Origin of the sequence: Gordonia abscondita (assembly GCF_032711245.1) — a bacterium.
Classification (GTDB): domain Bacteria; phylum Actinomycetota; class Actinomycetes; order Mycobacteriales; family Mycobacteriaceae; genus Gordonia.
On the sequence record NZ_CP128986.1, the window covers coordinates 3,119,833 to 3,144,270 of the forward strand.

The window sequence follows — 24,438 nt, forward strand, 5'->3', positions numbered from 1 at the left end:
GTCCGCGTACTCTGTCGCCCTGGGGGAACTGTTGTCAGATGTAAGGGAAAAGTAGTGGTTGATCGGCTCATCGTCCGTGGCGCGCGCGAACACAATCTGCGTGGTGTCGACGTCGACCTGCCTCGTGACTCGCTGGTCGTGTTCACCGGGCTGTCGGGTTCGGGGAAGTCGTCCTTGGCGTTTGACACGATCTTCGCCGAGGGGCAGCGCCGCTACGTCGAATCGCTGTCGGCGTACGCCCGACAGTTCCTTGGACAGATGGACAAGCCGGACGTCGACTTTATTGAAGGCCTCTCGCCCGCGGTGTCGATCGACCAGAAGTCGACCAACCGCAATCCTCGATCGACGGTCGGCACCATCACCGAGGTGTACGACTACCTTCGCCTGCTGTACGCCCGCGCGGGCACAGCGCACTGCCCGGTGTGCGGGGAACGGATCGAACGGCAGACGCCGCAGCAGATTGTTGACCAGATCCTAGACATGGACGAGGGCACTCGGTTCCAGGTGCTCGCGCCTGTTGTGCGGACGCGCAAGGGCGAGTTCGTCGACCTCTTCGGTGAACTGCAGACACAGGGCTTCGCCCGGGCGCGGATCGACGGCGTCGTCCACCAGTTGGCCGACCCGCCCAAGCTCAAGAAGCAGGAGAAGCACGACGTCGACGTCGTCGTCGACCGACTCGTCGTGAAGGCGTCAGCCAAACAGCGACTCACCGATTCAATCGAGACCGCGCTCCGTCTCGCCGACGGCATTATCGTTCTCGACTTCGTCGATCTCGACGAGGACGATCCGGACCGGGAACGTCGGTTCTCGGAGAAGATGGCGTGCCCCAACGCGCATCAGATCGCCATCGACGATCTCGAGCCGCGCGCGTTCTCGTTCAACTCGCCGTATGGGGCGTGCCCCTCGTGTGACGGCCTCGGTGTGCAGAAGGAGGTCGACGAGTCGCTCGTCGTCCCCGACCCGGACAGCACGCTGCGCGACGGTGCGGTCGCACCGTGGTCCACCGGCCACAACGCGGCCTATTTCCTCCGTCTGATGGAGGGTCTCGGCGAGCAGATGGGGTTCGACGTCGACACCCCGTGGAGCTCGTTGCCGAAGAATGCGCGCGCGGCTCTGCTCAACGGGTCCGACCACCAGGTGCACGTCCGGTTCAAGAACCGTTACGGCCGTGTCCGGTCGTACTACACCGAATTCGAAGGCGTGATGTCGTTCCTGTCGCGCCGCGCCGACACCACCGAGTCCGAGCAGATGAAGGACCGGTATGAGGGCTACATGCGCGACGTGCCGTGCCCGGCGTGCCGCGGCACCCGACTTCGGCCCGAGATCCTCGCCGTCACCATCGACAATCCGGTACACGGCGCCAAGTCGATAGCCGACGTGACCGCGCTGTCGGTGGCCGAATGCGCGGAATACTTGGACGGACTGCGTCTCGGCGAACGTGAGGCCGCGATCGCGGGTCGCGTCCTTAAAGAGGTGCAAGCCCGCATCCGGTTCCTGCTCGACGTCGGGCTCGAATACCTGTCGCTCTCGCGCGCGGCAGGTTCGCTGTCGGGCGGCGAGGCGCAGCGTATCCGACTCGCGACGCAGATCGGCGCGGGGCTGGCAGGCGTCCTGTACGTGCTGGACGAGCCGTCGATCGGCCTTCACCAGCGTGACAATCGACGGCTCATCGATACCCTCGTCCGCCTGCGCGACCTGGGCAATACGTTGATCGTCGTCGAACACGACGAGGATACGATTCGGGCCGCCGACTGGATCGTCGACATCGGCCCCCGCGCGGGAGAGCACGGCGGACAGGTGGTGCACAGCGGTGACTATGCGGGTCTCTTGGCCAACGAAGCCTCGCTGACGGGCGCCTATCTGTCCGGTCGTGAAGCGCTCGAAGTGCCCACCGTCCGCCGTTCGATCGACAAGAAACGTCAGGTCACAGTCGTCGGGGCGCGCGAGAACAATCTGCGCGGAATCGACGTCTCATTCCCACTCGGTGTGGTCACCGCGGTCACTGGAGTGTCCGGATCCGGCAAGTCGACGCTCGTCAACGACATCCTCGCGACCGTGTTGGCGAACAAGCTGAACGGTGCCCGGCAGGTTCCGGGACACCACACCCGCATCAAAGGTCTCGAACACCTCGACAAGCTAGTCCAGGTGGACCAGTCGCCGATCGGGCGCACTCCGCGCTCCAACCCGGCGACCTATACAGGAGTCTTCGACAAGATCCGCACCCTGTTCGCGGCGACGACCGAGGCGAAGGTCCGCGGCTATCAGCCGGGACGCTTCTCGTTCAACGTCAAGGGCGGACGTTGCGAAGCGTGCATGGGCGAGGGCACGATCAAGATCGAGATGAACTTCCTACCGGACGTGTACGTCCCGTGCGAGGTGTGCCACGGCGCGCGCTACAACCGAGAGACTCTCGAAGTGCACTACAAGGGCAAGACGATCGCGGAAGTCCTCGACATGCCCATCGACGAAGCCGCCGACTTCTTCGAGCCGGTCACGTCGATCCACCGGTACTTGAAGACGCTCGTTGAGGTCGGGCTCGGATACGTCCGACTCGGTCAGCCCGCGCCGACCCTCTCCGGCGGTGAAGCACAGCGAGTGAAGCTCGCATCCGAACTGCAGAAGAGGTCGACCGGACGCACCGTCTACATTCTCGACGAGCCGACTACCGGCCTGCACTTCGAAGACATCCGCAAACTGTTACTGGTGATCAACGGGCTCGTTGACAAGGGCAACACGGTGATCGTCATCGAACACAATCTGGACGTCATCAAGACGGCCGACTGGATCATCGACATGGGTCCCGAAGGTGGCAATGGCGGCGGCACCATCGTCGCGCAGGGCACGCCGGAAGCTGTCGCAGCCGTTCCGGAATCGCACACCGGTGGCTTCATCGCCGACCTTCTCCCTCGGGTCGAAGCGGCCGGTTGATCGATCCCGTCGTCGATGCGTTGAGGTCCGCGGGCTGCGTGTTCGCGGACGACGAGGCACGCATTCTGCGCCGGTGGGTTCGCGACGACGGCCAGCTGGCCGCGTGGGTGCGGCGGCGTGCGGCGGGGGAGCCCTTGGAGCACATTGTCGGACGAGTCGAGTTCGGCGGTCTCGACCTGCACGTCGGCGCGGGAGTGTTCGTTCCTCGACAACGGTCGCTGCTGTTGGCAGCGGTCGCGGCCGAGCTGGTCGCCGACGTGGACGGCGCTTTCGTCGAGGCGTGCTGCGGGGTGGCGCCGATCGGCGCCTGGGTCGCAAGGACGGCGCCGAGTACATCGGTGCTCCTCACCGACACCGACGAACGTGCGTTGCGTTTTGCACGCCGCAACGTCCCAGCCTCCGACGTTCACCGGGGCGATCTGCTCGCGGCACTGCCGGAGCAGACGCGCGGACGAGTCGCGGTCGTCGCCGCCGTCACCCCGTACGTGCCCGACGACTACGCAGGCCTCTTACCCGCCGAGGCCGTCGACCATGAGCCGCCCGCAGCCCTGTTCGGCGGCTCCGACGGCCTCGACGCGGTGCGACGGCTCCTGCGAAGCTCGCTCGACTTCCTGGTGCCGGGCGGTGCCGTCGCGCTGGAGATGCATCACGGGCAGGCCGCCGCGGCCGCCGAGTTCGCCGACGCGATCGGTTACCGGCCGTACATCGTCTACGGCGACGACGGCCAGACGGTTGTACTCACTGCTCAGGATTCTCGCAGCGTGCCTCGGTGATAGACCTCCCCGAATGCTCGTGATCGTCTAGCGTGACGATCATGGGTCGTTCGCTGGTCTCCGGAGTCGTCGCCGTGGTCGCCGCGCTGTGCCTGTCTGGGCTCGCGGCGCCGCCCGTACACGCTGCGCCGATCACCTACAGCTTCCTCGACGGGATCCGCGCCGAACTCGCAAACCCCGGCGGTTCACTACCTGGGACAAACGATTTCGATTGCCGGCCGACGGCGAAGCATCCCCGTCCGGTGATGCTCTTGCACGGGACCGGCGGTGGACGTCAGACCAATTGGGGGACGCTCGCTGCGATTCTCGTCGCGGATGGCTACTGTGTGTTCGCGCCGACGTATGGGGCGCTCAGCACGCTCTGGCCAGCGTCTGCGCTCGGCGGACTCGGGCCGAAGGTCGACAGTTCGTGGCAGATCAAAGTATTCGCTGATCGTGTTCTCGCGGCGACCGGCTCGGACAAGCTAGAGGTTGTCGGGCACTCTCAGGGCACAGAGCATCCCACCTACTGGATGAAGTACCTCGGCGGTGCGGGCCATGTGAATGCGTATATCTCCTTGGCGCCGTATTGGCGGCAGGGGCCCGACCAGGACGATGAGCTCGGCGACATGGTCGGGCGGCTGCGGAAACTATTAGGTGTCAAGGAGATGACCAGGCCAGACTGTCCCGACTGCACGAAGCCGCCCGCCGCTCTTGACTTCAATCGTGCCGTTCGGCTCCCGACGCCGTATCTGCCCGGAGTGCACTACACGAACATCGTCACCCGGCACGACACGATTGTCACGCCGTACAGTGTGGGGATCCTCGACGGTCCGGCAGGGACGAGCGTCCGAAACATTACGGTGCAGGACGGCTGCGCGAAGGACCACTCCGATCACCTGTCGATCGTCGCGAACCGGCGGAGTGCGGCTTTCGTGTTGAATGCGCTCGACCCCGAACATCCGCGGCAGGTGCCGTGCATCGCGGTCCCGCCATTTACCGGTGCGTGAGTGCAGACTGCACCGATTCGGTGAGGCTACAACCCCATCGACTTGCGGATCTCGTCGAGCTTGCGCTTAGCGGCATCGTCACGTGCGGCCATCGCCTCGTCGAGGACCGCGGCTTCCGGGCCGGATTCGGCGAGGAACTGTCCGCCGTCCGCGGTAGCGGTGCGATGGTCGATCTTGTCGCGAACGAAGTCGAACGTCGGGACGCCGGACTCGGTGTACCCGGTGACCTCTTCGACAGTCGGTGCGTGCACGGTCGGCGTGAAATCGGGGGAGGTCGCGGCCTCGACGATCTCGGCGTCGATGTAATCGGGCTCGCCTTCGGCGGCTCCGTCCGGTGATCCTCGAAACGTCATACGACTAGCGTAGACGCGGCCGGACTGGTCATGAGGTGACGACAGCGCTGACGACGTTCGGCATCGTATTCGGCATGCCGAAGTTGGCGCCCGGTCGGGCGGGCTCGAACCCGTCACGGACGATGCGGTCGAGCATTGTCATGCCGGACGTGACCTCGCCGACCATTGTGTACAGCGGTGCGGTGATGATCGGCTTGACCACGAAGAAGTAGGACGACGACCCGTTCGCCACGTCGGTGCCTTCCTGAGCGCCGGGATTCGTTATCAGCATCGCACCTCTGGGATAGGTGACCTGCTGCCGACCGAGTGAGTCGATCTTGCCCTCGGCGACTGGCAATCCGGTCGGTGGCTCGTTCGGGCTCGTCCAGCCGGGGCCGTCGAACTCTGCTTGGATGTCCGGGCTGTTCGGTCCGGCTCCGCCCGCTGAGCAGACCAGAATGTAGCCGCTGAGGCGAGAGCATCCTTGGTAGTCGAGAAACTTAGCGTTGGCGAGCGTCTCTACAGCCGCAACGTTGCACGGAGCGAGCGCCCGGTCGAGACGGACGTCGATGTCGCCCGTCGACATCGACAGATGCAGAGCGCCGCTGCCGGTGCGGGGCTGGGCGGCGTCGGGTGGACCGACCGAGCGGATCCCAGTAGCGGCGGCGGTCGGGTATTGGCAGGTGACGGTCTGCGTGCCTGCGGTCTCCGAACCGGCGGTCACGGCGCTCGGTGACGTGCCCGCCTGCGCGGCCTCACCGTGCCGGTTCGCGATCAAGTACCCGCCGACGGCGAGTACGGCGACGAGAGCGAGGGTCGCGACTGCGACCCTCGCGCGCCGTCGGCGCGTTCTATGCAGACCAGGATCGTGTAACAGCAGATTCGGAGGAGCAGGTACCGCTCGTGGGAATGTCGTGGAAAATTGTGGGACGGTGGGCGGTGCGGGCGACACATGGGCGTACGGGGGTGTGGGTCGCGCAATTGCCGCCTGGGCGGCAAAGACGAGTTCTGCACACGACGGATATCGGTCAGCGCCGGCCTTGGCGAGGCCGCGCGCAATGACCGGATCGAACACGGTCCCGGTGCGTGGCGGCGATTCCAGCAGGTGGCCGCGCATTACGGTGGGGATGTCCGAGCCGCCGAACGGGGGACGCCCGGTGAGGCATTCGACCAGCACACAGGCGAGGGCATACACGTCGACGCTCGGCCCCACCGGCCCGTCCTCGAAACGTTCAGGCGCCATGTAGGCGATCGATCCCACCACGCCACCGGTCTGTGTCAGACGAGTGTTATCAGCCGCCTGCGCGATACCGAAGTCCAACAGGTATGCGAAGTCGCCATCGCCGATCAGAATATTGTCCGGCTTGACGTCGCGGTGAACCAGACCGACAGCGTGCGCAGCGTCCAGTGCGCTCGCGATCTGAGCGAGGATGCCTAGGGACCGGCCGATGTCGACGCGCTCCGAACGCAGCAGGTCGCCGAACGTCCGACCGCGAATCAGTCGCATGTCCAGGAACAGGGTGTCGCCGATCTGCCCCCAGTCGTGGATCGGGACGATGTGGGGGTGTTCGAGACGTGCCGCAAGGCGCGATTCCCGGTCGAATCTCTCGCGGAGTTCGGGGTGGTGGCCGAACTCCGGCGGTAAGACTTTCAGCGCCACGACTCGACTCCGGCGCACGTCGAATGCGCGATACACCTCGCCCATTCCGCCGCGGCCGAGCAGTGAGTCGAGACGATAGTCGCCGATCGTCGTCCCGCTTCGGTCCGGCGACGTCATTGCCCCGTCAACCCTTGACTGGGCCCGTGTACTTCTCGCCGGGCCCTTCGCCGGGCGCGTCCGGGTACGCGGACGCCTCGCGGAACGCCGACTGGAGCGCCTTGAGTCCGTCCAGGATCGGCTTACGATGCAGGCCGAGGTCGGGTGACGCGGCGGTCACCAGACCTGCGAGCGCGGTGACGAGTGCGCGCGCTTCGGGAAGATCTTGGTGCTCAGCTTCGCCGCCCGCTTCGGGCCCAATCTTCTCGGCGGCAGCGCTCATCAACATGATCGCCGCTCGAGTGGTCACCTCGACGGCGGGAATTGTCGCGAGCTCGCGGACGTTGTCATCTGCAGCCCCGCCCGGTGCGACATGCGTATGCGTGTCGTCGGAGGAGGAGCCGCCGGTCGAGTAGGAGTTAGCGCTCACGCCTGTTAGACTTCCACAGCATGACCGCTCCGGTTGACGCCGGGGTAGCAAGAGGAACTCGAGTCCCACCGTACGACGCAGGCCCACACGCCCGCTGTTGTCCGGTTCCGGTCACACCGTTGCGAGACGACGGAGCACCACCCGCGAGCAATCGCAGCCGGTGAAGCTCTGCGCGCGACGGTGTTTATTCGGTCTCGATCTCCTCGAGCTGCCAGTTCTCCTGGCCGGCCAAGTGAGTACCCATTTATCGAGGAGGCCCCATCAGCACTGAAACCCGCATCAATGAGCGCATCCGCGTTCCCGAGGTCCGTCTGGTCGGCCCCGGGGGAGAGCAGGTGGGCATCGTGCGTGTTGAAGATGCGCTCCGCCTGGCTTTCGACGCCGACTTGGACTTGGTCGAGGTCGCGCCTGACGCGCGCCCGCCCGTGTGCAAGATCATGGACTACGGCAAGTTCAAGTACGAGGCGGCGCAGAAGAAGCGCGAATCCCGCCGTAATCAGCAGATGACCGTCATCAAGGAGCAGAAGCTCCGGCCTAAGATCGACGACCACGACTACGAGACCAAGAAGGGTCACGTCGTCCGGTTCCTCGAAGCGGGTTCCAAGGTGAAGGTGACCATCATGTTCCGTGGCCGTGAGCAGTCTCGGCCCGAACTCGGTTTCCGTCTGCTTCAGCGGTTGGGCAACGACGTCGCGGAATACGGTTTCGTCGAGACTTCGGCGAAGCAGGACGGCCGCAACATGACGATGGTCCTGGCCCCACACAAGGGCGCGAAGACGCGGGCCAAGGCCCAGCAGTCACCCGAATAGGTCCACACAAAGAACTCCGCACCTAAGCGGATTCGAGTAGCGCCGGTGCGCCGGTGCAGCTGGAGTTCGCCTGATTTAAGGAAAACCATGCCGAAGAGCAAGACCCACAAGGGCACCGCGAAGCGTTTCAAGGTGACCGGCAGCGGCAAGATCGTTCGCCAGAAGGCAGGCAAGCGCCACCTTCTCGAGCACAAGTCGTCACGCGTCACCCGCCGTCTCGACGGCACCACCGTGGTGAGCGAGAACGACGCACCGCGTATCAAGCGACTGCTCAACCGCTGATCTTCCCTGACACGACGTAAAAGGATTACTGACTAATGGCACGTGTGAAAAGGGCGGTCAACGCCCAGAAGAAGCGCCGCGCAACTCTCGAGGCATCGAAGGGCTACCGCGGACAGCGGTCGCGCCTGTACCGCAAGGCGAAGGAGCAGCAGCTCCACTCGTTGACGTACGCGTACCGTGACCGTCGCCAGCGCAAGGGCGACTTCCGCAAGCTGTGGATCACTCGCATCAACGCTGCGGCCCGCGCGAACGACATCACGTACAACCGCCTCATCCAGGGCTTGAAGCTCGCCGGTGTCGAGGTCGACCGTAAGGTCCTCTCCGATATCGCGATCACCGACCCGGCGGCCTTCACCGGTCTCGTCGAGGTCGCTCGCGCCGCGCTGCCCGCCGACGTCAACGCGCCGGTTGCCTGATCAGCTGAGCGGACTCGAGATATGAGCTCGCCTGCCGAGCGGAGCGAGACATGATCGACAAACGACCCGCGACGAACGTTCTCACCGAACGATCGTCGCGGGTCGTTTCGTTGGCGAAACTGCACCGGGCGTCGGTGCGGCGCGCCGAAAACTGTTTCCTCGTCGAGGGATTCAATTCGGTGGACGCAGCACTTTCCACGGGGCGCGCGCGTGTGCTGCTGGTCCGCGAGACCGACGTAGAGCGACACGAGCCACTTGTGCGGCGCGCGCTCGACGCAGACCTGCCGGTCCATCTACTGAACGACCGGGCGGCGTCGAAGCTGTCGGAAGCGACAACATCACCGGGAGTGTTCGCGGTCTGCGATCTGTTGACGTCGACGCTGGCTGCTGTACTCGATGGCCGACCTTCTCTACTCGTCGTGGCCGTCGAACCGCGCGAACCCGGCAATGTCGGGACGTTGACGAGATGCGCCGACGCGATGGGCGCCGATGCGGTGATCCTGCTTGGGGACGCCGTCGACCCGCACAACGCGAAGAGTGTGCGAGCCTCGGCCGGCAGCGTCTTCCATATTCCAGTGGTGCGGGACACCGACATCGTCGGTGCGCTCGCCCGCATCCGCGCCGCAGGGGCGGCCCTCATCGCGACCACGATGGACGGGGAATTGTCGCTCGATAGCGCCGATGAGACGCTACGCTCGCCGCACGCCTGGCTGTTCGGCAACGAGGCGCACGGGCTACCGGAGGAGATCCTCGCCGACGCCGACCACCGGTTGTCGATCCCGATCCACGGTCACGCCGAGAGCCTGAATCTCGCGGCCGCGAGCGCGATCTGCCTCTATGCGAGCGCCCGCGTCCAGAACCGGTGACCGGCCCGCGTGGGCGAGTACCGTAGCCCGATCGGTCAGAAGTTGATCTTGACCGGGCTCGTCGAATTGGTCGAGTCCTCCGACGAACTGACCTGTTTGCTGGAGTTGGTGCCCCAGCAGTAGACCTCATTCGCGTTGGTGCCTGCGCACGTCGTGCTTCCGCCGGTCTTCGCGACGTTGACGTCCCGCAGACTCGAGACCTTCGCAGGCTTATCTATCGACGTTGTCGTGCCATTGCCGACCTGACCCTTGGAGTTATTGCCCCAGCAGTACACGTCGCCTGCCGATTCGACCACACACGCGGTATCGACGTCGGCCGTGATCTGCTTTGGGTCGGTGAAACCGGGGACTTCGGCAGGTGCCGAGCGGTCGGTCGAGTCGGTTCCGAGTCCGTTGCCCCAGCAGTACACTTTGCCGTCTGCGATTGCGCATGTCTCGATCTGGAGCCGCTTGTCACTATCTCGGCTCATACCCACCGAGACGTCGTCCACGTTTTTGAGTAGGTTCACCTTGACCGGCGAGTTCCGTTGGGAAGTGGATCCGTCGCCGAGCTGTCCGTTCTGGTTGCTGCCCCAGCAGTACAGGTCGGACTCCCCATCGATCGCGCACACCGTGCCCGAGCCCATCGACACCGACTTCACGTCGGAGATCCCGGAGACCTTGGTCGGGGCAAGGACTCGCTCGGCAGTACCGCCGTTGCCGATCTGCCCGGTGGTGCCGTACCCCCAGCAGTACAGGTCGCCGTCGGACACGGCGCAGGTGGCGGCGTAACTGGTCGCGATGGCGGTGACGTTCGTCAGGTTCGGCACCTTCAGCGGCGTCGTCTGCGTTGCCTGTGAGTCCGATCCGTTCCCGACCTGGCCCGAGCCTGCAGCACCCCAGCAATACGCTTCGCCGGACGCGATGGCACACGTCGTCGCCTTGATCTCGCTTTCGTCGTCGAGGAAGCCGCCGACGGCGACAGCGGTCACGTCGGTGAGTCCGTTCACCTTGGCGGGGTTCGCCCGGTCGGTCGTGGTGCCGTCCCCGAGCTGCCCGGTCCCGTTATCGCCCCAGCAGTACAGTTCGCTGTCGCGGATCGAGCAAGCCACTCCGAACGAGACCTCAAGGCTCTCAGTCGCGACCGTGTGGTCAGCCCCGTCGTCGGACGACGGCCACCACACGGGCGACGTGCCTGCGATGGCGATGATCGCGATGGCGAGCACGGCGAGGGCGATGAATAGGGCGCGTTTGCTTTTCTTCGGCGGCCGCGGCGGCAGACCGCCCGGGCCGGTGTTCCACAGTCCGGGCGGCGGCATGCCGGGGCCGCCCGGCCCGTTCGGTCCGAAGCCGGGCTGCTGCGGGTTGGACGCGTACGCGGGCTGATTGCTCGCGCCGGGGTACGGCGTCATGCCTGCGACCGGTGCGAAACCGGGGTTCGATGGTGCGGGCGTCGGTGCGGGGCCGGATGTCGGGCCCGCCACCGGTCCCGGCATCGGCGTAGGAGGCCGCTGCGGCGTCGGTGCGATGGACGTGGCGGTACCCGCCGCGGTCTGGGTGAACGCGCGGCCGAGTTCGGCCGCGAACTCGCGGCAGTCCCGGAAGCGAGCAGCCGGATCCTTGGCCATGGCGCGGGCGAGGATCGGACCGAGTGACGCGAGGTCGGGTCGGGCCTGGCCGAGCGGCGGCGGCGGCTTCTGGACGTGGGCCATCATCAATGCTGTCGCGGTGTCGGCCTCAAACGGTGCGTGTCCGGTCAGGACCTGATAGGTGGTGCAGGCGAGCGCGTACTGATCGGACTTCGCGGAGGCCGGCTGTCCGGAGATGATCTCCGGCGCGGTGTACGCCATGGTGCCGACGACCGAGTTCATGGCAGTCAGGTGCGGGGAGTCGGAGAGCTTAGCAATGCCGAAGTCGAGGATCACGGCGCGTGCGAGGCCACCGTCGCTGTCTCGCGTGATGACAATGTTGGCCGGTTTGATGTCGCGGTGGACGACCGTCCGCGTGTGGGCGTAATCGAGTGCGGCGGCGACCTGGGAGACAGCCGCGACGGTCTCCGCGGGCGTGAGACGTGTCGACGCCATGTCGGGACCGTCGAGATAACTCATCGTGAACCAGGGGAGCCCGGCTGCCTGGTCCGACCCCTCCTGATCTGCGACCCCGTAGCTGTGGACCGTGATGATGCTCGGATGGTCGAGGGACGCCGCAGTGCGGGCCTCGTTGGCGAAGCGCTGCTGGAAGTCCGCATTGGAGGCCCCTGCGACGGAGATGACCTTCATCGCCTCTTTGCGGTGTAGTTGCGGATTCTCCACGACGTACACGTCGCCCATGCCACCCGACCCGAGCAGCGAGATCACTCGGTATCCGGCGATGACTGTTCCGGGTTGAGCTGACACGGTTCCTCCATGGGCGATGTTCGTGGTCGGCGACGATGGTCTGCGTCGTCGCCGACGGCGGTGCGACCAACAGAAATGTATCCCTTCGGACATCAGAATGTCGGTATCGCGTTAGGTTCCGCGAATGACGCGTGTCGGCGTGGCAACCCTGTTCCGGGCTGGCCTCTGAGCCTTATGCCTGGTCGATTACGCTGTGAGTGTCCTTTTCCGTCGCAGGTGCAGGAGATGCGAGCCAGGTGGCCGACGCGCAGAATCCCAAAGAAGTCCCCGACTCGGGTAACGAGTTCCCGACCGACGAGCAGCTCGAAGCCGCCGTCGTCGCCGCGATCGCCGCGTTCGACGCAGCGTCCGACCTCGACGATCTAGCCCAGGCGAAGATCGCGCACGTCGGCGACCGGTCGCCGATCGCGCTCGCGAGACGTGCCCTCGGGTCCATCCCGAAGGACCAGCGGTCGTCGGCAGGCAAGCTAGTCAACCAGGTGCGCGGTCGCGTCGCGGCCGCTCTCGACGAGCGGACCGCCGTCCTGACCGCCGAACGCGATGCCGCGGTGCTCGTAGCCGAATCGATCGACGTGACGTTGCCTGCCGGTCGGCGGCCGCAAGGTGCGCGTCACCCGATCACGGTCATCGCCGAGCAGGTCGCCGATGTGTTCGTCGCGATGGGCTGGGAGATCGCCGAAGGCCCCGAGGTGGAGACCGAGCACCACAACTTCGATGCGCTGAACTTCCTCCCCGATCACCCCGCGCGGTCGATGCAGGACACCTTCTACATTGCGCCCGAGGAAGGATCGGACGCCGATTCCCGGCTCGTGTTGCGCACCCACACCTCACCGGTGCAGGTGCGGTCGATGCTCAGCCGCGACGTCCCGATCTACGTCGCTTGCCCTGGCCGCACGTTCCGCACCGACGAGCTCGACGCGACGCACACGCCGGTGTTCCACCAGATCGAAGGGCTCGCCGTCGACAAAGGGCTGACGCTGGCAAATCTGCGCGGCACCCTCGAAGCGTTCGCGAAGGCACTGTTCGGCCCGGAGACCACCACGCGGATGCGGGCGTCGTACTTCCCGTTCACCGAGCCGTCCGCCGAAGTGGACGTCTGGTTCCCCGGCAAGAAGGGCGGCGCAGGTTGGGTCGAGTGGGGCGGATGCGGCATGGTCAACCCGAACGTGCTCCGCGCCAACGGGATCGACCCCGACGTCTACACCGGATTCGCTTTCGGCATGGGTCTGGAACGGACCCTGCAATTCCGCAACGACCTGCCGGACATGCGCGACATGGTGGAAGGCGACGTCCGCTTCACCGCCCCGTTCGGCCCGGCGTTCTAGCCGCCTCCTCGACCGCCACCAGCCACATCGACGTCCGCGAGCGGAATGGCTCGCGACCCGAGTTCCACACGAAAGAAGTTGGTTACCCCGTGCGACTCCCACAGTCCTGGTTGACCGAAGTACTGCGCAACGGCACGCCCGACTGGGCCGCGTCCACCGACGAGATCGACGCGGGATTCGTCCGCGTCGGATTCGAGATCGAAGACGTCGAACCGTTCCCGGAGATCACCGGACCGCTCGTCGTCGGTCGTGTCGCCGAGATCGAGGAGCTCACTGACTTCAAGAAGCCGATTCGTTTCTGCCAGGTCGAGGTCGGTGAGGACGCCCCACGCGACATCGTGTGTGGGGCCCGGAACTTCAGTGTCGGCGACCTCGTCGTCGTCGCGCTTCCCGGCAGTGTGCTGCCGGGGCCGTTCGAGATCGCCACGCGCAAGACATACGGCAAGACGTCCGACGGCATGATCTGCTCGGTCACCGAACTCGGCATCGGCACCGACCATTCGGGCATCTTGGTCCTCGCACCGGGTACCGCCGAGCCGGGCGCCGACGCACGCGACGCACTCGGACTCGACGACACTGCGATCGAGGTCAATGTGACGCCGGACCGCGGCTACGCGTTCTCGATGCGCGGGCTCGGCCGCGAACTCGCGAGCGCGTTCGCCGTGCCGTACGTCGACGCCGGACGACCCGGCGAGACGTTGACTGTCGACGAGGTCCGCGAGCCGTGGCCGGTCTCGATCGACGCAGGCAGCGCCGCGACCCGCTATACGGCGCGCGTGATCTCCGGTGTCGAGCCCACCGCCCAGTCGCCGTGGTGGATGGTCAAACGCCTCATGGTGGCGGGTATCCGCCCGATCTCGGCGATCGTCGACGCCACCAACTACGTGATGATCGAGCTCGGACAGCCGCTCCACGCGTTCGACGCCGACAAGGTGCAGGGTGCGATCACTGTGCGGTCGGCGCGGGCGGGGGAGACCCTCGAGACGCTCGACGGTGTCACCCGCACCCTCGATCCGGAAGACGTCGTCATCGCTGACGAGTCCGGTCCCATCGCCCTGGCTGGGGTCATGGGCGGCGCGGCGACCGAGGTCGGCGACGACACCGTCGACGTGCTGCTCGAATCAGCGAACTTCGATCAGGTCCGCGTGTTCCGCACGGGCAAGCGACACAAACTGAGCTCGGAGGCGCAGAAGCGATTCGAGCGCCGCGTCGATCCAGAACTGACGGCCGTCGCGTCCGACCGGGGCGCATCGCTCATCGTCGAACTGGCGGGTGGACGTGTCGCGGGCGAACTGTCGGACGTGCGCGCCGACACCGATCCCGTCGCTCCGATCCGGATAGCTCCGGGACTTCCGGATGCGACAGCGGGCGTCGAGTACCCGGCGGGAACGACTGCCGCGCGACTACGTGAGGTCGGCTGCACGGTCGACGAGTCGGGCGACCTGCTGACGGTGACCCCGCCGTCGTGGCGTCCCGATCTCGGCCAAGGCGCCGATCTCGTCGAAGAGGTTCTACGGTTGGAAGGTCTCGAGGACATCCCCGCCGTCGTGCCGAGCGCCCCCGGTGGACGCGGCCTCACCGCAGGTCAACGGCGCCGTCGCGCGATCGGGTACGCGCTCGCCGCGGACGGCTTCATCGAGGTGTTGCCGTACCCGTTCATGCCTGCGGGCGTCCTCGACACGTGGGGGTTGGCCGACGACGATCCGCGCCGGTCCACCCTCTCGGTGCTCAACCCGCTTGAGGCTGATCGGCCCGAACTCAACACCACGCTGCTTCCTGGACTACTCGAGATGGCCGGTCGAAACGTCGCACGCGGACATCGCGACCTGGCGCTGTACGCGGTCGGCCAGGTGGTCCTCGGCGGTGCTCAGGGGCCGGTCGTCGGAGCTCTCGACGTCACCCGGCGGCCGTCCGACGACGAACTGGCCGCGCTGGACGCGTCGCTGCCGCGTCAGCCGCTATACGCCGCCGCTGTGCTCACCGGGTTGCGCGAGCCGGCGGGACCGTGGGGTGCAGGCCGCGCCGCCGACGCCTACGACGCGTTCGAGGCGGCCCGCGTGATCGCCGCGACGTCGGGGGTCGAGCTGACTTTCGTCGCGGACGACACCCTGCCGTGGCATCCGGGTCGCTGTGCGCGACTGGAGGTCGACGGGGTGACCGTCGGGCACGCGGGCGAGTTGCATCCCGCCGTCCTCGAGCGCGCTGGTCTGCCTGCGCGCCTGTGCGCAGTGGAGATCGACGTCGACGCGATGCCGCTCACCGAGAACCTGCCGTCGCCGAAGGTCTCTCCCTTTCCGGCGGTCCTGCAGGATGTGAACGTCGTCGTCGCCGCGGACGTCGCCGCACAATTAGTGCAGGACGCGTTGCGGGACGGCGCGGGCGAGCTCCTCGAATCGATCTCACTCTTTGACGTGTTCACCGGTGAGCAAGTCGGCGAGGGCAATAAGTCGCTGACGTTCGCGCTCACGTTCCGCGCGGACGACCGCACGCTCACCGAGGACGATGCGAGTGCGGCGAAGCTGGCCGCAGTCGAACGGGCGGCAGCCACGGTGGGCGCCCGGCTCCGGTGATCCGTCTGGTCGTCGCGGCGGTCGCCGCGCTGTTCGTCACGTTCTGGCTACACCGACGTCTGGTGCGGGCGACCGGGCTGCGCGGACGGTGGGCGGTGGCTGCGGACAGCGTGCTGATCGTGTTCGGCGTTGCGACGACGATCGCGTTCGCGGTCGGCGACCTGTTCGACCCGTCGTGGTCGCGCCCGGTCGGCTTCATCGGTTTCACCTGGGCGGCGGTCGTCTTCTACCTGCTATTGGGCACCGTGCTCGTCGCACTCGTGTCGGCAGCGGTCCGGCTGGTGCGGCTCGTCATGCGCAGGCGCGCGGACGGACTGCCGCGTCGCGCGATCGCCGCAGCGAGTGCTGTTGTCGTGGTGGTTGCCTTCGCGGTCACCGGCTACGGGCTTGTCGAGGCATCATCACCGAAGATCGTCGCCGAGGACGCACACATCGCCGGCCTGCCCGCGTCGTTCGACGGCGTCCGGATCGCGTTCGTCACGGACGTCCACGTCGGTCCCGCGCGCGGCGAGGGATTCGTCCGCAAGGTGGTCGACGACGTGATGGCCGAGCACCCGGATCTGATCGTCCTCGGGGGAGACCTGACCGACGGGACCGTGGCGAAGGTCGGTCCGGACCTGGAACCGTTGCGGGACCTGCATGCACCGCTCGGCGTGTTCGGGATCAGCGGCAACCACGAGTACTACGTCGATGACGGCGGCGCATGGCTCGACTATTGGGAGACGCTCGGCGTCCGGACCCTCCGTAACGAACGCGTCGAGCTCAGGCGCGGCAATGGGGTCGTCGACCTCGCGGGCGTGTACGACGCGACCGCTCCCGCCCCGCACGAACCCGATTATTCGGCGGCGCTCGGCGGCCGTGACTCGTCGCATCCGGTCATCCTGCTCGCGCATCAGCCGATTCAAGCCGAAGACGCAGCCGAGTACGGCGCCGACCTGCAATTGTCGGGCCACACGCACGACGGCCAGATGTGGCCATTGAAGTACCTGGTCGGATTCGAGCAGCCGGTGACGGCGGGCTGGGGCGACGTCGACGGCGTCCCCGTCTACGTCACCCGCGGAACAGGTGCGTGGGGTCCGCCGGTCCGTGTGCTAGCCCCACCGGAGATCACCGTGATCACTCTGCGGTCGGCTGCCTGACCTCTTCTCGCTCAGTCTTTTGCGCCTGGGCCCGCCGATCTGCCAGCGTCGATATCCCCCAGACTGAATTACTTTGCGTTGTCATGCATAATGATTGATATGACTATCAAGGTTGCGGTCGCGGGTGCGAGTGGATACGCGGGCGGCGAGATCCTTCGGCTCCTGTGCGGCCATCCCCGTCTGGCCACGGGCGAACTGGAGATCGGCGCACTGACGGCTGGCGGAAACGCCGGAACCCGACTCGGGGAACATCACAGACATCTGCTCCCGCTGGCCGACCGGATCCTGCAGGAGAGCACTCCGGAGATCCTGGCCGGGCACGACGTCGTGTTCCTCGGCTTGCCGCACGGTCAGTCGGCGGTCATTGCCGACGCGCTGCCTCCGTCGACGATCATCATCGACTGCGGAGCCGACTTCCGACTCAGCGACCCGGCGGAGTGGACGCACTACTACGGCGGCGACCACGCGGGGACCTGGCCATACGGCATGCCCGAACTGCCGGGCAATCGCGAGATCCTGTCCTCGACGACTCGGGTCGCGGTGCCGGGCTGCTATCCGACGGTCTCGATCCTTTCGCTGCTTCCTGCGCTCGCGTCCGGTCTGGTCGACTCGCGGATCAACGTTGTGGCGATGTCGGGGGCGTCCGGCGCCGGCCGGTCGCCCAAAGCGAATCTGCTCGCCGCGGAGGTCATCGGCTCGGTGCGGGCATACGGGGTCGGCGGCGCACACCGGCACACCCCGGAGATCACGCAGGCATTGTCGAACGCGGCGAACACCCCCGTCGACGTCTCCTTCACGCCAGTGCTCGTACCGACGACGCGCGGCATTCTCGCCACGTGCACGGCGCGGACCACCGCGACCGAGCCGCAGTTGCGCGACGCGTACGAGAAGGCGTACGCCGACGAGCCGTTCGTGCACGTCCTGCCCGCAGGCCAATTCCCGGAGACGGGTTCGGTTGTCGGATCGAACGCAGTTCTCATCGGGATCGCGGTGGACGAGCGAACCGGCACGTTTACCGCGGTCGGCGTCGTCGACAATCTGACCAAGGGGACCGGCGGGGCAGCCGTCCAATCGATGAACCTCGCCGTCGGCTTCACCGAGACCGAAGGCCTGACTGTAGTGGGAGTGGCACCGTGACCGCAGGACAGCCGCAGGCTCCGTTGGAGCCAACTGAATTCACTGACCCGACGTCCGGCGGCCGGATGGTCCGGCGTCAGGGCGTGACCGCGCCTCTCGGCTTCCGGGCGGCGGGATTGGCCGCGGGCATCAAGGCCAGCGGCAGGCCCGACCTCGCGCTCGTGTTCAACGAGGGCCCTGAGTACGACGCCGCAGGCGTCTTCACCAGAAATCAGGTCAAGGCGGCTCCCGTCCTCTGGTCGCAGCAGGTCCTTACCGCGCGGCACCTCCGTTCGGTGATCCTCAATTCGGGCGGCGCCAACGCGTGCACCGGTCCGGGCGGCTTCCAGGACGCGCATGCGACGGCGGAAGCGGTCGCGCAAGCGCTGTCGAACTGGGGCACCGAGACCGGCGCCGGTGAGGTCGCGGTGTGCTCGACGGGCCTGATCGGCGATCGGTTGCCGATGGACAAGGTCCTCGCCGGCGTCACCGAGATCGTGCATGAGATGGGCGGCGGTATCGAAGGCGGCACGGACGCGGCCTACGCGATCATGACGACTGACACGATCCCGAAACAGGTGGCCCTGCACCATCCGGGAGGCTGGAACGTCGGCGGCATGGCGAAGGGCGCTGGCATGATGGCGCCGTCGCTCGCGACGATGCTCATCGTGCTGACCACCGACGCGAAGGTGACGCCGGAGCAACTCGACACGGCGCTGCGTACCGCGACAGCACGCACCTTCGACCGTCTCGACATCGACGGCTCCATGTCGACGAACGACACCGTGCTGTTGTTGTCGTCGGGGGCCAGCGCGATCGAAGTCCCCCAGGACGACCTCGATGCGGCCGTGTTCGCTGTCTGCGACGACCTGGCGGCGCAGCTGCAGAACGACGCCGAAGGCGTTACCAAGCGCGTCGACATCACTGTGACTGGCGCGCGGACCGACGACGAAGCGCTCGTCGTCGCCCGGTCGGTGGCCCGTGATTCGCTCGTCAAGACCGCCCTGTTCGGGTCCGACCCGAACTGGGGCCGGGTACTCGCGGCCATCGGGGTGACCCCGGTGACCATCGATCCCGACGCGATCGCCGTGTCGTTCAACGGATCTACCGTGTGCGAAGCTGGCACCGGTGTGCCCGGCGCCCGCGACGTCGACCTGAGTGGCGACCACATCCACGTGGTCGCGGACCTGAATCTCGGCGACGGTGAAGCGACCGTCCGGACGACTGACCTCTCGCACGCGTACGTCGAAGAGAACTCGGCGTACTCGTCATGAGTGCCATCGACGGAACACCGTTGGCGAAGGCCGCCGTCATCGCCGAATCGCTGCCGGCTCTGCAGTCGCTGCACGGCAAGCGAGTCGTGATCAAATACGGCGGCAACGCGATGGTCGACGACACGCTCAAGAAGGCGTTCGCCGACGACATGGTGCTGTTGCGGGCGTGTGGCATCCACCCGATCGTCGTGCACGGCGGCGGTCCGCAGATCTCCGCGATGCTGAAGCGGCTCGGCTTGGAAGGCGAGTTCCGTGGCGGCTTCCGCGTCACGACCCCCGAAGTGATGGACGTCGCGCGGATGGTGCTGTTCGGTCAGGTCGGCCGTGAACTCGTCGGACTCATCAACCGGCACGGGCCCTACGCGGTCGGCATCACCGGCGAGGATGCACACTTGTTCACTGCGACCCGTCGCACTGTGATGGTCGACTCCGAAGCGACCGACATCGGCCTCGTCGGTGACATCACCGCCGTCAACACTTCCGCGGTCGACGATCTGATCCGGGCTGGCCGGATCCCAGTCATCTCGACGATCGCACCGGACGCCGACGGCATCGTCCACAACATCAACGCCGACACCGCGGCCGGGGCCATCGCGGGCGCACTGGCCGCCGAGCATCTGGTGATGTTGACCGACGTCGAAGGCCTGTACACCGACTGGCCCGACCGCTCGTCGCTCGTCTCGAGCATCACCGCGAGCGAGGTGGCGCGACTGCTGCCGAGTCTGGACGCGGGAATGGTCCCGAAGATGGAGGCGTGCCTGCGCGCCGTCGAAGCCGGTATCGGCGCAGCCCACGTCATCGACGGCCGCGAGCCGCACGGAGTCGTCGCCGCACTGTTGACCGCGTCGACTGCGGGCACCACGGTGATCGCAGACAAGAAAGGAACGCAGTAATGACCGCACCCTTGCAGCAGCGGTGGTCCGCGTCGCTGATGAATAATTACGGGACTCCGCCGATCGCGCTGGTGCGTGGTGACGGAGCCGTCGTCTACGACGCCGACGGCAAGGCGTACCTCGACCTCCTCGGCGGGATCGCCGTCAATGCGCTCGGTCACGCTAACCCGGAGATCATCGACGCGGTCACCCGCCAGCTGTCGACGCTCGGACACGTGTCGAACCTGTACGTCTCGCCGCCCGTCGTCGAACTCGCGGAGAGACTCCTCGCGGCGTTCGGCCACGACGGCAGAGCGTTCTTGTGTAATTCGGGCACCGAAGCCAACGAGGCTGCGTTCAAGATCGCGCGCCGCACCGGCAGACCACAGATCATCGCCGCCGATGGCGGCTTCCACGGCCGGACGATGGGTGCGCTCGCGATGACCGGGCAGCCGAGTAAACGCGCACCGTTCGAGCCGATGCCCGCGGGTGTCGACTTCGTGCCGTACGGCGATGTCGCGGCGCTCGAAGCCGCTGTCTCCGAGCAGACGGCCGCGGTAGTCCTCGAGCCGATCCAGGGCGAGAAGGGGGTCGTCGTGCCTCCGCCCGGTTACCTCGCTGCGGCCCGCGAGATCACTTCCCGGCACGGGGCTCTGCTCGTGCTCGACGAGGTGCAGACCGGCGTCGCGCGGACCGGCACGATGTTCGCGCATCAGCGCGCTGGCGTGGTGCCCGACGTGATGACGCTCGCGAAAGGTCTCGGCGGCGGCATGCCAATCGGTGCGGTCGTCGCGACCGGGCCGGCCGCCGACCTACTCGGGCCCGGCGATCACGGCACCACATTCGGTGGCAACCCGGCGTGTGCGGCCGCGGCCATCGCGGTACTCGACCACATCGACAGGAATCATCTGTGTGCGCGCGTCGACGCACTTGGCAAGTCGTTGACCGCGGACATCGAAGGTCTTGGCCATCCGCTGATCAAGGAGGTGCGCGGCGACGGCCTACTGCTGGGCGTCGTCCTCACCGCCCCGGCCGCCAAGGACGTCGACGCGGCCGCGCGTGACGCCGGCTATCTGATCAACGCGCCCGCGCCGGACGTCCTCCGGCTCGCACCGCCGCTGATCCTGTCTGACGATCAGGCCGCGGCATTCGTCGCCGACCTGCCTGCGATTCTCGACGCCGCACACGCGGCGCATGCGAAAGGCTGACATGACCCGCCACTTCCTCCGCGACGACGACCTTTCGCCTGCCGAACAGGCTGCTGTCCTCGAACTCGCCGCACAGATGAAGGCTGACCCATTGGCGGCCAAGCCGCTCGCCGGACCGAAGGCCGTCGGAGTCATCTTTGACAAGAACTCGACTCGTACCCGGTTCTCGTTCGAGGTCGGCATCTCTCAACTCGGCGGGCACGCCGTCGTCGTCGACGGTTCGACCACTCAGATGGGGCGCGACGAGTCGCTCGCCGACACCGGACGCGTTCTGTCCCGGTTCGTCGACGCCATCGTGTGGCGAACATTCGGACAGGACCGCCTCGACGATCTCGCGGCATACTCGACGGCCCCGGTCGTCAACGCGCTCAGCGACTCGTTTCACCCGTGTCAGGTACTCGCGGACCTGCAGACGATCATCGAGCACAAGGGCTCTGCGGCCGGGCTGACGATCACCTACCTCGGCGACGCCGCGAACAACATGGCGAACTCGCTGATGTTGGGCTGCGCGATTGCCGGGATGCACGTGCGCGTGAGCGGCCCGGCGGGTTTCCGCCCCGACGCCGGCGTCGTAGCGCAGGCGCAGCAGCAGGCCGAAGCGACCGGCGGCAGCGTAAGCGTGATCGACGACCCCATCGTTGCCGCGACGGGCGCGGACGTGCTCGTGACAGACACCTGGGTGTCGATGGGGCAGGAGGACGACGGGCTCGATCGGGTGGGCCCGTTTCGGCCGTTCCAGATCAACTCCGATCTGCTCGGTCATGCGGCGGACGGCGCGATCGTCTTGCACTGCCTGCCGGCGCACCGCGGTGAGGAGATCACTGACGAGGTGATCGACGGCCCGGCGAGCGTCGTCTTCGACGAGGCCGAGAACCGGCTGCACGCGCAGAAGGCGCTCCTGACGTGGCTGCTGGAGAACCAGTGACCGACGCGGAGTCGTCCCGCCTGGCGGCGACGCGCGCGGGTAGGCACGCGAGGATCGTCGAGATCCTCGCGGCCGATCACGTGCACAGCCAATCAGATCTGCAGCAGCGGCTGGCCGACATCGGTGTAGAGGCAACCCAGGCCACTCTGTCGCGGGATCTCGACGAACTCGGTGCGGTGAAGCTACGTGCCGCAGACGGGGGCGCCGGCGTCTATGTGGTGCCCGAGGACGGCACCCCCGTCCGAGGCGTGTCCGGCGGAACAGGTCGGGTGTCCCGCCTGCTAGCGGACCTGCTCGTGTCGACGGACTCGTCGGGCGACATCGCCGTTCTGCGGACCCCGCCCGGTGCCGCGGCCTACTTGGCGAGTGCCCTCGACCGTGCGCGTCTGCCCGGTGTGGTCGGCACCATCGCAGGCGACGACACGGTCTTCGTCCTCGCGCGCCACCCGCTCTCGGGCTCCGACCTCGCCCAACAGATCGAAGAACTCGTGTGATCCCGCCCGACACACCTCCGACCGCGCCCGCTCACCGGCCGGACGGCACAATGAAGCCCAACGAACATCCGTCCGCAAGGAGAACCTGAACTCATGGCCGACAGCAACGACGCAACCGACCGCAAGGAAGGCACCAATGAGGGCGCGCTGTGGGGAGGCCGGTTCGCGGACGGTCCCGCCGCGGCGATGGCGGCGCTGAGCAAGTCGACGCACTTCGACTGGGCGCTCGCACCGTACGACGTCGTTGCGTCAAAGGCACACGCTCGTGTGCTGAACCGGGCTGGCCTGCTGACGGACGAGGATCTGGCCGCCATGCACGAGGGCCTGGAGCGGCTCGCGTCGGATGTCGCGGAAGGCGTATTCGAGCCCGCGGATTCGGACGAAGACGTGCACGGCGCCCTCGAACGGGGGCTCATCGAGCGGGTGGGCGCCGAGTTGGGCGGTCGCCTGCGGGCGGGTCGGTCCCGCAACGATCAGGTGGCGACCCTGTTCCGAATGTGGTTGCGCGACGGTATGCGACGGGTGGGCTTCGGTCTGCTCGACGTCGCCGAAGCCCTCGTCACGCAGGCGGCTGCCAACCCCGGTGTCGCCATGCCGGGCAAGACGCATTTGCAGGCAGCACAGCCCGTACTTCTCGGGCACACGCTGCTCGCGCACGCGCAGCCGCTGCTGCGGGACGTATCACGATTGGTGGACGCGGATCGACGTGTCGCCATCTCGCCGTACGGAGCGGGTGCGCTGGCCGGTTCGTCGCTCGGGCTCGACCCTGTCGCGATCGCCGAAGACCTCGGGTTCGACGGGGCCGCGGACAATTCCATCGATGCGACCGCGTCGCGGGACTTCGCGGCAGAGGCCGCGTTCGTCTTCGCGATGGCGGCCGTCGACCTGTCGCGTCTCGGCGAAGACGTGATCCTGTGGAGCACCCCCGAATTCGGGTACGTCACTCTCGCTGACGCGTGGTCGACGGGTAGTTCGATCATGCCGCAGAAGAAGAATCCGGATGTGGCTGAGCTCGCTCGCGGGAAGTCTGGTCGATTGATCGGCAACCTGACCGGCCTACTCGCAACGCTCAAGGCTCAGCCGCTCGCGTACAACCGTGACCTCCAGGAGGATAAGGAGCCGGTGTTCGACTCCGTCGCTCAGCTCGAACTCCTCCTTCCTGCGGTCACGGGCCTTGTCGCCACCCTCACCTTCCACCCGGAGCGGATGGCCGAACTCGCGCCCGCAGGATTCACACTCGCCACCGATATTGCTGAATGGCTTGTTCGCCAAGGGATTCCGTTCCGCGTTGCGCATGAGGTTGCCGGAGCGTGTGTGCGTGAGGCCGAGTCGCGTGGCGTCGGACTGAACGACCTCGCCGACGACGTGCTCGCAGGCATCCATCCGGCGCTGACACCTCAGGTGGCCGAAGTCCTCACCGTGACCGGGTCGATCGAATCGCGTCGTGCACACGGAGGCACCGCGTCGACGCAGGTCGAGCGGCAGATCTCAGTGGCGACCGCGACGATTGCCGAATTGCGTGCAGCCCTGGGCTGAACCGGCCCATCTCCTACGTGAAA

The 24,438-nt window shown here is 66.7% G+C and carries 21 protein-coding genes; 17 read left to right on the forward strand and 4 right to left on the reverse strand.

Annotation, left to right across the window (positions count from 1 at the left end; all coding sequences use genetic code 11):
• The first annotated feature begins 54 nt into the window (after positions 1 to 54).
• Genes uvrA through MP11Mi_RS14745 form a run of 3 tightly spaced genes read left to right on the forward strand, consistent with a single transcriptional unit; the run spans position 55 to position 4,690 of the window.
• Entirely contained in the window at positions 55 to 2,928 is a 2,874-nt protein-coding gene (gene uvrA, locus MP11Mi_RS14735) for an excinuclease ABC subunit UvrA (RefSeq protein ID WP_420039639.1), read from the forward strand.
• A complete protein-coding gene (locus tag MP11Mi_RS14740; protein ID WP_420039640.1) occupies positions 2,925 to 3,701 on the forward strand; it encodes a methyltransferase in 777 nt (258 codons plus the stop codon). Before uvrA ends, MP11Mi_RS14740 begins: the two co-directional genes overlap by 4 nt.
• Positions 3,702 to 3,742: 41 nt before the next feature.
• Complete coding sequence (locus MP11Mi_RS14745; protein ID WP_420039641.1) at positions 3,743 to 4,690, forward strand: esterase/lipase family protein; 948 nt, start codon at positions 3,743 to 3,745, stop codon at positions 4,688 to 4,690.
• A 26-nt stretch (positions 4,691 to 4,716) separates the two neighbouring features.
• On the opposite strand, the gene MP11Mi_RS14750 is transcribed toward MP11Mi_RS14745, so the two are convergent.
• The 3 genes from MP11Mi_RS14750 to MP11Mi_RS14760 are packed head-to-tail and all read right to left on the reverse strand — an operon-like array spanning position 4,717 to position 7,208.
• Complete coding sequence (locus MP11Mi_RS14750) at positions 4,717 to 5,043, reverse strand: hypothetical protein (RefSeq protein WP_420039642.1); 327 nt, start codon at positions 5,041 to 5,043, stop codon at positions 4,717 to 4,719.
• Positions 5,044 to 5,071: 28 nt separating this feature from the next.
• Positions 5,072 to 6,799 carry a protein kinase domain-containing protein gene (locus MP11Mi_RS14755; RefSeq protein WP_420039643.1) on the reverse strand — a complete coding sequence of 576 codons (1,728 nt, stop codon included), beginning with the start codon at positions 6,797 to 6,799 and terminating at the stop codon, positions 5,072 to 5,074.
• Between the two features lie 7 nt (positions 6,800 to 6,806).
• Positions 6,807 to 7,208, reverse strand: coding sequence for a hypothetical protein (locus MP11Mi_RS14760; RefSeq protein ID WP_420039644.1), 402 nt, complete (start codon positions 7,206 to 7,208; stop codon positions 6,807 to 6,809).
• Positions 7,209 to 7,450: 242 nt separating this feature from the next.
• Here MP11Mi_RS14760 and infC point away from each other — a divergent pair, with 242 nt between their 5' ends.
• The 4 genes from infC to MP11Mi_RS14780 all read left to right on the forward strand — a co-directional run bounded on the left by infC (position 7,451) and on the right by MP11Mi_RS14780 (position 9,581).
• Positions 7,451 to 8,017 (forward strand): translation initiation factor IF-3, encoded by a 567-nt coding sequence (infC, locus tag MP11Mi_RS14765; protein WP_420042118.1) that lies wholly within the window; start codon positions 7,451 to 7,453, stop codon positions 8,015 to 8,017.
• Between the two features lie 87 nt (positions 8,018 to 8,104).
• Complete coding sequence (rpmI, locus tag MP11Mi_RS14770) at positions 8,105 to 8,299, forward strand: 50S ribosomal protein L35 (RefSeq protein WP_009678672.1); 195 nt, start codon at positions 8,105 to 8,107, stop codon at positions 8,297 to 8,299.
• A gap of 35 nt (positions 8,300 to 8,334) precedes the next feature.
• Entirely contained in the window at positions 8,335 to 8,715 is a 381-nt protein-coding gene (gene rplT / locus MP11Mi_RS14775; RefSeq protein ID WP_420039645.1) for a 50S ribosomal protein L20, read from the forward strand.
• Positions 8,716 to 8,765: 50 nt separating this feature from the next.
• Positions 8,766 to 9,581, forward strand: coding sequence for a TrmH family RNA methyltransferase (locus MP11Mi_RS14780; protein WP_420039646.1), 816 nt, complete (start codon positions 8,766 to 8,768; stop codon positions 9,579 to 9,581).
• A 35-nt stretch (positions 9,582 to 9,616) separates the two neighbouring features.
• Here the strand turns inward: MP11Mi_RS14780 and MP11Mi_RS14785 are convergent, their stop codons facing one another.
• Complete coding sequence (locus MP11Mi_RS14785; protein ID WP_420039647.1) at positions 9,617 to 11,956, reverse strand: protein kinase domain-containing protein; 2,340 nt, start codon at positions 11,954 to 11,956, stop codon at positions 9,617 to 9,619.
• Between the two features lie 236 nt (positions 11,957 to 12,192).
• Between MP11Mi_RS14785 and pheS the strand changes: the two genes are divergently transcribed.
• From pheS to argH, 10 genes are all read left to right on the forward strand, one after another.
• Positions 12,193 to 13,281 carry a phenylalanine--tRNA ligase subunit alpha gene (gene pheS, locus MP11Mi_RS14790; RefSeq protein WP_420039648.1) on the forward strand — a complete coding sequence of 363 codons (1,089 nt, stop codon included), beginning with the start codon at positions 12,193 to 12,195 and terminating at the stop codon, positions 13,279 to 13,281.
• An 89-nt stretch (positions 13,282 to 13,370) separates the two neighbouring features.
• Positions 13,371 to 15,851, forward strand: coding sequence for a phenylalanine--tRNA ligase subunit beta (gene pheT, locus MP11Mi_RS14795; RefSeq protein ID WP_420039649.1), 2,481 nt, complete (start codon positions 13,371 to 13,373; stop codon positions 15,849 to 15,851).
• Complete coding sequence (locus MP11Mi_RS14800) at positions 15,848 to 16,990, forward strand: metallophosphoesterase (RefSeq protein ID WP_420039650.1); 1,143 nt, start codon at positions 15,848 to 15,850, stop codon at positions 16,988 to 16,990. The genes pheT and MP11Mi_RS14800 overlap by 4 nt, the downstream gene beginning before the upstream one ends.
• A 99-nt stretch (positions 16,991 to 17,089) precedes the next feature.
• Entirely contained in the window at positions 17,090 to 18,127 is a 1,038-nt protein-coding gene (argC, locus tag MP11Mi_RS14805) for an N-acetyl-gamma-glutamyl-phosphate reductase (RefSeq protein ID WP_420039651.1), read from the forward strand.
• A 23-nt stretch (positions 18,128 to 18,150) separates the two neighbouring features.
• Positions 18,151 to 19,380, forward strand: coding sequence for a bifunctional glutamate N-acetyltransferase/amino-acid acetyltransferase ArgJ (argJ, locus tag MP11Mi_RS14810; RefSeq protein ID WP_420042119.1), 1,230 nt, complete (start codon positions 18,151 to 18,153; stop codon positions 19,378 to 19,380).
• A complete protein-coding gene (gene argB, locus MP11Mi_RS14815) occupies positions 19,377 to 20,273 on the forward strand; it encodes an acetylglutamate kinase (protein ID WP_420039652.1) in 897 nt (298 codons plus the stop codon). The genes argJ and argB overlap by 4 nt, the downstream gene beginning before the upstream one ends.
• A complete protein-coding gene (locus MP11Mi_RS14820) occupies positions 20,273 to 21,460 on the forward strand; it encodes an acetylornithine transaminase (protein WP_420039653.1) in 1,188 nt (395 codons plus the stop codon). The genes argB and MP11Mi_RS14820 overlap by 1 nt, the downstream gene beginning before the upstream one ends.
• A gap of 1 nt (position 21,461) precedes the next feature.
• Positions 21,462 to 22,385: an ornithine carbamoyltransferase gene (gene argF / locus MP11Mi_RS14825; RefSeq protein ID WP_420042120.1), complete on the forward strand. Its 924-nt coding sequence runs from the start codon at positions 21,462 to 21,464 to the stop codon at positions 22,383 to 22,385.
• The gene (locus MP11Mi_RS14830) at positions 22,364 to 22,879 is read left to right on the forward strand and encodes an arginine repressor (RefSeq protein WP_420039654.1); all 516 of its coding nucleotides are present in this window, start codon (positions 22,364 to 22,366) and stop codon (positions 22,877 to 22,879) included. The genes argF and MP11Mi_RS14830 overlap by 22 nt, the downstream gene beginning before the upstream one ends.
• Positions 22,880 to 22,972: 93 nt before the next feature.
• Positions 22,973 to 24,415, forward strand: a complete 1,443-nt coding sequence (argH, locus tag MP11Mi_RS14835) for an argininosuccinate lyase (protein WP_420039655.1) — start codon at positions 22,973 to 22,975, stop codon at positions 24,413 to 24,415.
• The last annotated feature ends 23 nt before the right edge of the window (positions 24,416 to 24,438 follow it).

Coding starts and splice junctions, on each gene's coding strand:
- MP11Mi_RS14745 (WP_420039641.1), top strand. CDS start 3,743: ATGGGTCGTTCGCTGGTCTCCGGAGTCGTCGCCGTGGTCGCCGCGCTG.
- MP11Mi_RS14750 (WP_420039642.1), bottom strand. CDS start 5,043: ATGACGTTTCGAGGATCACCGGACGGAGCCGCCGAAGGCGAGCCCGAT.
- MP11Mi_RS14755 (WP_420039643.1), bottom strand. CDS start 6,799: ATGACGTCGCCGGACCGAAGCGGGACGACGATCGGCGACTATCGTCTC.
- rpmI (WP_009678672.1), top strand. CDS start 8,105: ATGCCGAAGAGCAAGACCCACAAGGGCACCGCGAAGCGTTTCAAGGTG.
- rplT (WP_420039645.1), top strand. CDS start 8,335: ATGGCACGTGTGAAAAGGGCGGTCAACGCCCAGAAGAAGCGCCGCGCA.
- MP11Mi_RS14780 (WP_420039646.1), top strand. CDS start 8,766: ATGATCGACAAACGACCCGCGACGAACGTTCTCACCGAACGATCGTCG.
- argC (WP_420039651.1), top strand. CDS start 17,090: ATGACTATCAAGGTTGCGGTCGCGGGTGCGAGTGGATACGCGGGCGGC.
- argB (WP_420039652.1), top strand. CDS start 19,377: ATGAGTGCCATCGACGGAACACCGTTGGCGAAGGCCGCCGTCATCGCC.
- MP11Mi_RS14820 (WP_420039653.1), top strand. CDS start 20,273: ATGACCGCACCCTTGCAGCAGCGGTGGTCCGCGTCGCTGATGAATAAT.
- argF (WP_420042120.1), top strand. CDS start 21,462: ATGACCCGCCACTTCCTCCGCGACGACGACCTTTCGCCTGCCGAACAG.
- argH (WP_420039655.1), top strand. CDS start 22,973: ATGGCCGACAGCAACGACGCAACCGACCGCAAGGAAGGCACCAATGAG.